We start from the raw sequence: 9,756 nt of genomic DNA on the forward strand, positions 1-9,756 counted from the left end.
GGATCCCTTTAACTGCACAACAAGAGGGACAGGTCACATCAATCTTTGCCATCTGAATGTTCTCCAAATAGGCATACTATACATGATTCAATAAATTGATGTCACGACCGACCAATAGCATCAAAAAATTCATGTTGAGGCTTTAGCTGATTAATTCCCACATTCCCCCTTAGAGATGCACGATAAAGTGATGGGAACGTTTATTGAGCGTGAATTCTATCTCAGGTAATAAATCTAACTATTGGGAGCATGACCCTCGAATCAAGCCCCCCAAACCTCGTGATTCCATAAATTCGGCTGACAATGCTTTTACTTCATGGCTGGTTTCAACTTGCAATGCCAACTCAATAAAACGCTCAAGTTCTTTGGCATCCAAATGGCGCAATAAATACTTAACACGCGGAATACTGTGACCACTCATGCTCAAGCTACGGTAACCTAAGCCGAGCAATATGAGTGTCCCCATTGGTAAACCTGCCATTTCTCCGCATACGCTAATCGGGAGATTAAGACGCTGACATTCATCAAAGGCGAGTTTCAAGGCCCTAATCACCGCAGGATGCAAATTATCATATAGCGAAGCAACGTGTGTATTATTGCGATCCACCGCAAGCAAATACTGGGTTAAATCATTCGTGCCAATAGAAACAAAATCAATCCGTTGCTTTAATTGGGGTAGCAAAAAAAGGGCAGAAGGAACTTCAAGCATAATACCAATCTGAGGCATTGTGATTGTCTCAGCTAACGTCTGCTCTACTTCAATTTTCGCTCTCTCAATCAGTTTTCGGGCTTCATCAATCTCTTCAATACTGGTTACCATCGGCAAGAGTATTTTTAAGTTGCCCGTCTGTGCATTGGCTTTTAGCATCGCACGAAGCTGAATCAGGAATATTTCCGGTTGATCCAGCGTGATACGAATTCCCCGCCAGCCCAGACAAGGATTTTCTTCATTGATAGGCATATAGGGAAGTTGTTTATCAGCGCCAATGTCCAGTGTTCTCAATACCACTGGCTTATCAGGAAAAAGTTCCAGTATCTCTTGATAGCGATTTTTCTGCTCATCTTCTGATGGAAAACCACTATGCAACATAAAAGGAATTTCTGTGCGGTACAGCCCGATGCCATCAATATTGTCTTCTATCTGCCGTTCATGTTTCAAACTCAATCCCGCATTAAGCTGCACCAGAACCCGTTCTCCACTTTTTAACCGCGCTTGCTTCTGCTGTTCATATTCAGCCAGCTTGCTGAGAACCTGTTCCTCCTCGATGATTTGTTGGTATTCCTGGGTAATCAGAGGCTCTGGCTCAATAAAAATTTCTCCACGATAACCATCCAGGATGAGTGTCCGATTGTGTAATAACTCAAGCTGGATATCCGCCCCCATGATCGCGGGAATTCCCATCGCACGGACCAATATTGCAGAATGAGAATGAGTCGCGCCATCTCGTACAATCACACCAACCAATTGATCTTTTGGCAACTCAGCCAACAAATTGGCACTAAGCTCATCTGCAACCAGTATAAAGCGCTCCGGCCACTGCCTGCTCCCCGTGGAAGAACCAATCAGATGAAACAACACCCGCTGACCGAGCGCGCGCAGATCAGATGCCCTCTCGCGCATATAAAGATCTTGCAAACGGGCAAACTGTTCAGCATATTTTTCAATCACCGTTTTAATTGCCCATTCCGCCACAAAACCGTTATCAACGGCACAAAACAGATCCCGCTTAAGCTGAGGATCATTTAATAGATGGGAATAGAGATCAAAAATAGCGGCGCTTTCTTTCTGTGAATTGGCAGTAAAGCGTTTGCTGATACGACGGCATTCAGCGGTTGTTTCTTCAAGAGCCAAAGTTAGCCTGGAACGTTCAGCCTGACAATCCAGCGTCAATGCTTCAGTCACTTGTTCCAACAGAGGTTGGGAGCGATCTTGCCATCCCTGAGCCATCACAATGCCGTTAGAAATGGCAAGCGCCTTAATACGAGTTTGTCGATATCGACCGAATAACCCTTTGGTTTGCGCCTGAGCGAGAACGGCAGCTAGCTGCATCGCCAGTGTCACCATGAAAGATTCTTCACTTTCATTAAATAACCGTCGTTCATATTGCTGGACAACGAGTATTCCCTGCAATTGGCGACGATAAATAATCGGTACACCTAAAAAAGCCCGCAAACTTTCTTCTCTTACTTGGGGAATATATTTAAAACTGGGATGTTCACGGACATCAGCAAGATTAATTAATTCGGACAGACGCCCAACTTGCCCCACAACGCCTTCATCAAAGGAGAGACTAATTGCTTGCCCCCTGGGTTTTCTCAACCCTTTGGTTGCCATCAGGTAATAACATTGCCGCTGATGATCCGCCAAATAAATAGAGCAAACATCCGTGTTCATTGCCAGGCACGTTTCATTGACCAATAACTCAAGCGCTTCAGATAAATTAACGGCCATCGCAACCTTTTCGACAATTTCCCGTAAGCGCATGAGCATAACAATGACCTAACTTTTTCTACGACGATGTAAATAAGGTGAATGGAATAATGAAGCTGGCTCCTGCGTTGACATTACAATAGAAGAGAATTCTTTCATCACGCGTCGATAGACATCTCGTTTAAAAGAAACAACCTGCCGGACAGGATACCAATAACTCACCCAACGCCAACCATCAAACTCTGGAGTCTTACTGCGCTGCACATTAATATCCGCTTCATTACACAATAACTGCAATAAAAACCAACGTTGCTTTTGCCCAATACAAACAGGCTTTGTATCCCAACGCACCAAACGCTTGGGTAATTTGTAACGCAACCAACTCCGGGTTGAAGCAAGAACCCGTACATCTTTGCGACTTAAACCAACTTCTTCGAACAACTCGCGATACATCGCTTGCTCTGGTGATTCCCCTGGATTGATACCCCCTTGAGGAAACTGCCAGGAATGCTGCCCATAACGGCGGGCCCACAGAACCTGCCCTTGGCGATTACAAATTACAATTCCTACATTCGGGCGGTAGCCATCATCATCGATCACCAGACTACCTCTCGATATAACAAATTTAAAAAGATAGCTAATTGTTTCACACTCACCTCAAGCGGTAAACCTCTATGATGAGACTTTGCAGACGTAGCCGAAGTCTCTACAATACCGCTATCTCAACGGGGTGCGGCTGTCGCAAAACAGTGTTGCTGAGAACAAACCCGTCGAACCTGAACCGGTTAGTACCGTCGTAGGGATTTGAGACGCTACTCATTGATATAATAGATGTCATTTTCATTTAGCACCTTCTCAGATCCTTTGCTGTCTGCTAATAACAAATATTAAGTAACTGATGTATATACCAATCCAACTTCAAGTTGTAGCTTGCAAATCAAAGACGCATCTTGAAAGGCGATTGGTATACAACTATCAATATTTTTAACTATTGATATATGCAACTACAGGAGAGCAAAGTGTTTACTAAATTATTTTCCCGCTTTATGGCTATCAGCTTGCTGTCTGTTTCTGCCAGTGTTTTTGCTCAGGCAAGCCAGGCAAAACCTACCCTGACAGTTTATACTTATGATTCATTTGCCTCTGAATGGGGACCAGGACCTGCTATCAAAAAAGCCTTTGAGACAGAATGTGACTGTGAACTGAAACTGGTTGCGTTGGAAGATGGCGTCTCCTTGCTGAACCGTTTGAGAATGGAAGGCAAAAAAACACCCGCAGATATTGTATTGGGGTTAGATAACAACCTGATTCAAGCCGCTCAGCAAACCGGATTATTCACACCAAGTCACGTCGATACCTCAAAACTGAAATTACCCATTGCATGGCATAACACGACGTTTATTCCTTACGATTACGGTTATTTTGCCTTTATTTACAACAAAAATACTCTGCCTCATCCCCCCAAAAGTATGGACGAATTAATCAATAGCCACCAGAATTGGAAGATTATTTATCAAGATCCACGTACCAGCACACCAGGTTTAGGGCTACTGCTCTGGATACAGGAACTCTATGGCGACAACGCCGCTCAGGAGTGGCAAAAAGTGGCCCAAAAGACACTCACCGTCACTAAAGGCTGGAGTGAAGCCTATGGCCTGTTTCTGAAAGGTGAAGGTGATATGGTGCTGAGCTATACCACATCACCTGGCTATCACATTATGTCAGAGAAAAAAGATAACTACGCCGCCGCTATCTTCAAGGAAGGGCACTACTTGCAAATTGAAGTGGCTGCTCAGTTGGCCTCAAGCAAACAACCAGAACTGGCACAGAAGTTTATGAATTTCATGCTCTCTCCGGCATTTCAGCAAGTCATTCCAACAACCCAATGGATGTATCCTGTCATTGATATCCCTTTACCCGACGTTTTCAAACAACTTCCTGTTCCTGAGAAATCCCTGCTATTCAACGCAGATGATGTGGCAAAACACCGTACAAAATGGATACGTACATGGCAAAGCGCAGTCAGCCGTTAATCGCGGGTTGGTTATTGCCGGGGGTTATTGCCTCCGGCCTGTTAATTATAATTGCCCTGTCAGCATTCGGGACACTGTGGTTCAATGCACCTGAAAGCCATTGGCAGGAATTCTTGCATGACAGTTATCTCTGGCATGTCATTCGATTCACTTTCTGGCAGGCATTTCTCTCTGCCGTCTTATCGGTAATCCCCGCTATTTTTCTGGCTCGGGCACTTTATCGTCGCTCCTTTCCCGGAAAAACACTCTTTCTGCGCTTATGCGCCATGACATTGATTCTTCCTGTTTTGGTTGCTCTATTTGGCATTCTCACCGTTTATGGTCAGACCGGCTGGCTGGCGAATATTTCCCAGTGGATAGGTGTTGAATATCGTTTTAGACCATATGGACTACAAGGGATTTTGCTGGCACATATTTTCTTTAATATGCCAATGGCAACACGGTTATTGCTGCAATCTCTGGAGAGTATTGCTATTGAACAGCGCCAGCTTGCCGCCCAGCTCGGTATGAATGAATGGCAACATTTTCGTTTTATTGAGTGGCCTTATTTGCGCCGCCAAATTTTACCGACGGGTGCGCTGATTTTCATGCTGTGCTTTGCCAGCTTCGCAACGGTTCTTGCCCTCGGCGGTGGTCCAGCCGCAACGACCATTGAACTTGCCATTTATCAGGCACTCAGTTACGACTACGATCTTGGTCATGCCGCCCTGCTTGCCTTGATACAACTTTTTTGCTGCCTCGGTTTGGTGCTCCTTAGCCAAAAATTGAAAGGCGCACTTGCTGTTGGTTATGGGCATCAACAACAATGGCGTAATCCACAGGATTCATGGCTGCAAAAATTATCTGATGGTTTACTGATTAGCATCGCGTTACTGCTGTTACTTCCCCCTTTATTAGCAGTCATCGTGGATGGCCTGAACCGTGATATTTTTGCTGTCTTAAGCCAGCCCGCTTTATGGCAAGCCTTTACGACATCTGTCATTATTGCAGTAGGTGCAGGATTGCTGTGTGTTATTTTCACCATGATGTTGCTATGGAGCAGCCGCGAATTACGCTTACGCCATTCCCCGCGTTGGGGACAGGCAATGGAAACCAGCGGGTTGTTGATCCTTGCTATGCCGGGGATCGTCCTCGCCACGGGCTTTTTTCTCTTGCTGAACACAACCATAGGTATACCTCAATCACCTTACGGATTGGTTATCTTGACCAACGCATTGATGGCGATCCCCTACGCGCTAAAAGTATTGGAAAACCCAATGCGCGATCTGGCAGAGCGTTACAATCCCCTATGCCGCTCCCTCAATATTCAGGGAATGCACCGCCTGTATTGGATCGAGCTTAAGGCATTAAAAATTCCATTGGCACAAGCATTGGCTTTCGCCTGTGTATTATCCATTGGCGATTTTGGAGTGATTGCCTTATTTGGCAATGAAGATTTCCGCACTTTGCCTTATTACCTTTCCCAGCAAATTGGGGCATATCGCAGTCAGGATGGTGCCGTGACCGCATTTCTGTTACTCCTGCTGTGTTTTGTTTTATTCACTGTGATTGAACGCTTACCGAGCCGACACCATGATTAAACTTGAAAATGTCATTTATACTTATGAACACCTTGCCATGCATTTTAATGTGAGCGTCAAAGCCGGAGAACGTATTGCAATCCTCGGCCCTAGCGGGGCAGGTAAAAGCACCTTGTTAAGTGTGATGGCGGGTTTCCAGTTTCCAGCACAAGGTAATATTTGGCTGGATGGTGAAAATCATACGCATACCTCACCTTCCAAGCGGCCGGTTTCGATGTTGTTTCAGGAAAATAACCTGTTTTCCCATTTAACCATCGCACAAAATATTGCTTTGGGATTACATCCTGGCTTGCGGTTAAATGCAGAACAAAAGAAAACGCTCCAACAAATTGCTTCCCAGGTGTCATTAGAAGCGTGTTTATCACGCCTGCCCGCTCAACTTTCTGGCGGACAACGCCAGCGAGCAGCGTTGGCACGTTGTTTAGTCCGCCATCAACCGATTTTATTACTGGATGAGCCATTTTCAGCACTTGATCCGGCTTTACGCAATGAAATGCTGGAATTACTGGATCAAATATGCAGTGAACGACAAATCACTTTACTTATGGTGTCCCATAATCTTGATGATGCCGCCAAAATCGCCCCACGCTCTTTGCTGATTGTGGATGGAAAAATTTATTACGATGGCGCAACGGAGAAGTTGGTCAGTGGAGAAGCCGCTGAGGCGGCGGTTTTGGGAATAATCGCTTAAATAGAGCTTGTTATGATGTTGGGAAATCTCCATTTCCGCTTAAACGGAGAATCGAAAATAACTTCTATACTGCCCGCACAGTAGCGGGCTTTTTTATATTTAACGTATAATACCTTCTGTATTACCCATCCCCACTTTCTTATAAACAACTAAATTCTCTTTATTGCGAGTTGGCCTATGTCCATGCCAAAATAGCGTCATTCCCTTGGGGGCAGGTTCTATCTCTTCGGATAATACAATCAACCAATCACATTTTTCAGGAACCTCAAATTTACGCTGTTGTTGATGCAGAACATGAGCAAAGTAATAAAGCATTGGCGCTTCCGATTCTCCAATATAATACGATGCCATACAGTCGTTCTCTTTATACACGCCCGCCAACTGCTGTTTTAGGTCAAGAAATGCCTCTTTATATCCTTTAGTGTAATCAATCCAGCCAACAAATAATGTAAATACTAATCCCCAAACCGTAGCAATACCCAAAACCCAATTTTGGGCAGCACGCAAGTCTGGTGATTTAGAGAGGAACCTATTTTTAGCTATCCATATCGCAGTGATCAAGGCAGCTGCAACAACGATAAATCCCGAAAAATGCATTTGATAACTCATTGGCAACCATCGGCTAAATGGCATTAACCAATGTTTGTAATCGGTGGAAAGGGATAAAAAATAACAAGCCCATAAAAATATAATCAGGACAGACCAAAATAGAGAAGAAAATAGGGTTAAATATTTATAGATGAGTTGCGGTATTTTAATAAAAATCCCTGTAGCCAAGATCGCCATGGGTGCAATAAAAGGCAGCAAATATAATGCTCGGCCAGAGGCTGATATTTGCAATAGAACAACCCCTAATACAACAAAGGCAGCACACAAGAAATAATGTTTATCCGATAAAATCCTAATTGGGTTAGTTAATATAAAGAGAAAAGCCAATATTCCTGATGGCAAGGCAAACAACAACACCGCTTCAGGGATCATGGTCAAATTCCCCCTTGCCCCAAGATCTTCAACAGAAAAACCTAAAAAGCGACCGATATTGTTATCCCAAATCCAGATCTTAAATAAATCAGGATGTTCAATAAGCAACATAATCGGCCACGGCAAGATTAAAACCAGTGCAATGATGCCTGACAACAAAGCCCTTAGCCAATATTGTCTGGTTCGGCAATGTTTAAGGAACACGGGAGCTAAAACAAGGCAAATCCATAATAATCCCGGAATAAATACTCCTTTTGATAAGAGTGTTACAGCCGTACCGATAATCAACCATAAACAGGAGTAATTTGTTTTTTCATTTTTGATTAATCCCAGTAAGCCATATAATCCGATAGTTGTTCCTGTCACTAATGAAGTATCAGTAAACATATCGTGGCTGTGGCGAACTAATCCAGGTGCACTTGCATACAACGCAAAAGCTATCCATATTCGACTGTCGGTAAAGTTTTTGACATCAAATACACGCCGCGCCAACAGAATAAAAAAAGAAAAATTGATCACCGAAAAGAATAAAGAGGCGGTTCTGGCTGCATCATGCATCGGCAGCCAATGGGATAACAAATGCATAAATGAAGTGGCTGTCCAATAATACAAGGGAGGCTTTTCCATAAAAGGTTGTCCGGCATTCATGGTTACCAACCAACTCCCTGTTTCATACATGGTATGAATAATGCCAAAACTGTAATTTTCATCTTGTTTCCAGGGTGTATGTCCATAAACGCCCGGCAACAAATACAGCAGAGTAAAAGCAATAAATAATAGTAAGGCTTTGATATCTGTTTGAGTCAATTTATTGGGATTATTCATCAATATTTACCAGATTCAATTAATGTTTCATTTTTTCAGTAAAAAATCGATAGAATATTACTCAATTAATAATAACAACAAAAGTGACTGACATATAAAAAATAATTTATCTCTCTGATAATTTAAAATAGTTAATATTTCTCTGGTGAAAATTCATTTATTATATTTGGGTTAGACAAATAAATGCAATTTCTAAGAAAGGCAGTCAATTGCTATAGTAAACATCTTTTTCGCCAATACTATGGTTTATACGTATTAAACTTCAAGTTGTCATTGACAACACGCTATGAAACCTGATTTCTCCCTGCTTCGCGGGGAGAAATCACACCATCGACTGACAGTTTTTATGCCTAACATGATTCTGAGCTTAATCCCCCGATAACAGCCAGCATCTCTTCAACTTCCTCATCCATACCTACTTCAACGAAACCCAAGCTAGCATAAAGATTTTTCGCAACGAGATTATTTGGATTATAACTGATTGCTATTGCTTTCAACGGATCTGAGCATCTAATTTCATCAATTGCCAGCGATAGTGCTTTACGCCCAATCCCCTTATTTTGATGATTTTTATCCACCATAAACCGCCAAATTGTTATTCTTTGGTCATCATCGGGCACCCACATGAAAAAACCAACAGGTTCTCCATCCAGACAAATAGCCCGTGTTTGGTATGAAGGAAAAAATTTGGATTGGACAATGGAGTACGCATTTTCTGCAATATAGTCAAGTTGGTCATCAGCAACTGATAGTTCGCAGACAGCGTCATAATTGTTCTTATTGACGTCAGTTAAGGTAATCAACATACATCGCTCCTTGGTGATGCACAATATTGGATTTGCAAGCCGTTTTTTATCACAAATCGGATGTTTTCCGATAATTATCTGACATAATAAGCTATTAATGCTGAACGGAGAAGCTATACCCAAAATGGAAATCTGTATTCCATTGGCCTGGCTGAATATGGCGAAAGCTATTGTTTCTATCTCTGCGGCTTTATTAGTAGGAAAAATTATATCTACTGCTTATGTAATTACAGGTGTTAGTGTCATCGGTGTTGCGATAGGATTATTTGCTTTTGGTTTTGTTGTTGCAGGAGTTTTGTAAATAACTTTTCAAAATGGTAGGAGTGTCGAAGAAACTCAGTCCAATTTTTGCGAATTTTGATTTTCCACAAACAAAAAAGCAAAAGAGAGGACTGAGTCATGCTTATCT

General features: G+C 42.8%; 8 protein-coding genes and 1 riboswitch. Of the genes, 4 read left to right on the plus strand and 4 right to left on the minus strand.

Annotated elements, in window-relative coordinates:
- Window positions 1–238: 238 nt before the first annotated feature.
- Both ptsP and rppH read right to left on the minus strand, forming a co-directional pair.
- Window positions 239–2,491 carry a phosphoenolpyruvate--protein phosphotransferase gene (gene ptsP / locus IQ211_RS16520; protein ID WP_189761003.1) on the minus strand — a complete coding sequence of 751 codons (2,253 nt, stop codon included), beginning with the start codon at window positions 2,489–2,491 and terminating at the stop codon, window positions 239–241.
- A 9-nt stretch (window positions 2,492–2,500) separates the two neighbouring features.
- A complete protein-coding gene (gene rppH / locus IQ211_RS16525; protein WP_189761004.1) occupies window positions 2,501–3,031 on the minus strand; it encodes an RNA pyrophosphohydrolase in 531 nt (176 codons plus the stop codon).
- A 116-nt stretch (window positions 3,032–3,147) separates the two neighbouring features.
- Window positions 3,148–3,252: riboswitch (TPP riboswitch) on the plus strand.
- A gap of 225 nt (window positions 3,253–3,477) precedes the next feature.
- On the opposite strand from rppH, the gene thiB reads away from it, so the two are divergent.
- Genes thiB through thiQ form a run of 3 tightly spaced genes read left to right on the plus strand, consistent with a single transcriptional unit; the run spans window position 3,478 to window position 6,735 of the window.
- A complete protein-coding gene (gene thiB / locus IQ211_RS16530) occupies window positions 3,478–4,464 on the plus strand; it encodes a thiamine ABC transporter substrate binding subunit (protein ID WP_189761010.1) in 987 nt (328 codons plus the stop codon).
- A complete protein-coding gene (gene thiP / locus IQ211_RS16535; RefSeq protein ID WP_189761005.1) occupies window positions 4,440–6,044 on the plus strand; it encodes a thiamine/thiamine pyrophosphate ABC transporter permease ThiP in 1,605 nt (534 codons plus the stop codon). Before thiB ends, thiP begins: the two co-directional genes overlap by 25 nt.
- Window positions 6,037–6,735 (plus strand): thiamine ABC transporter ATP-binding protein ThiQ, encoded by a 699-nt coding sequence (gene thiQ, locus IQ211_RS16540; RefSeq protein WP_189761006.1) that lies wholly within the window; start codon window positions 6,037–6,039, stop codon window positions 6,733–6,735. The genes thiP and thiQ overlap by 8 nt, the downstream gene beginning before the upstream one ends.
- Before the next feature lie 99 nt (window positions 6,736–6,834).
- On the opposite strand, the gene IQ211_RS16545 is transcribed toward thiQ, so the two are convergent.
- Window positions 6,835–8,541: an ArnT family glycosyltransferase gene (locus IQ211_RS16545; protein ID WP_189761007.1), complete on the minus strand. Its 1,707-nt coding sequence runs from the start codon at window positions 8,539–8,541 to the stop codon at window positions 6,835–6,837.
- Window positions 8,542–8,891: 350 nt separating this feature from the next.
- Window positions 8,892–9,347, minus strand: coding sequence for a GNAT family N-acetyltransferase (locus tag IQ211_RS16550; protein WP_189761008.1), 456 nt, complete (start codon window positions 9,345–9,347; stop codon window positions 8,892–8,894).
- 97 nt (window positions 9,348–9,444) lie between these two features.
- Here IQ211_RS16550 and IQ211_RS16555 point away from each other — a divergent pair, with 97 nt between their 5' ends.
- Complete coding sequence (locus IQ211_RS16555) at window positions 9,445–9,648, plus strand: hypothetical protein (protein WP_189761009.1); 204 nt, start codon at window positions 9,445–9,447, stop codon at window positions 9,646–9,648.
- The last annotated feature ends 108 nt before the right edge of the window (window positions 9,649–9,756 follow it).

Source organism: Xenorhabdus griffiniae (genome assembly GCF_015163655.1).
In the GTDB taxonomy this organism is placed as follows: domain Bacteria; phylum Pseudomonadota; class Gammaproteobacteria; order Enterobacterales; family Enterobacteriaceae; genus Xenorhabdus; species Xenorhabdus griffiniae.

Bases quoted from the DNA above. Each gene is read 5' to 3' on its own strand.
- ptsP (WP_189761003.1), bottom strand. From the start codon at position 2,491: ATGCTCATGCGCTTACGGGAAATTGTCGAAAAGGTTGCGATGGCCGTT.
- thiB (WP_189761010.1), top strand. From the start codon at position 3,478: ATGGCTATCAGCTTGCTGTCTGTTTCTGCCAGTGTTTTTGCTCAGGCA.
- thiP (WP_189761005.1), top strand. From the start codon at position 4,440: ATGGCAAAGCGCAGTCAGCCGTTAATCGCGGGTTGGTTATTGCCGGGG.
- thiQ (WP_189761006.1), top strand. From the start codon at position 6,037: ATGATTAAACTTGAAAATGTCATTTATACTTATGAACACCTTGCCATG.
- IQ211_RS16545 (WP_189761007.1), bottom strand. From the start codon at position 8,541: ATGAATAATCCCAATAAATTGACTCAAACAGATATCAAAGCCTTACTA.
- IQ211_RS16550 (WP_189761008.1), bottom strand. From the start codon at position 9,347: ATGTTGATTACCTTAACTGACGTCAATAAGAACAATTATGACGCTGTC.
- IQ211_RS16555 (WP_189761009.1), top strand. From the start codon at position 9,445: ATGCTGAACGGAGAAGCTATACCCAAAATGGAAATCTGTATTCCATTG.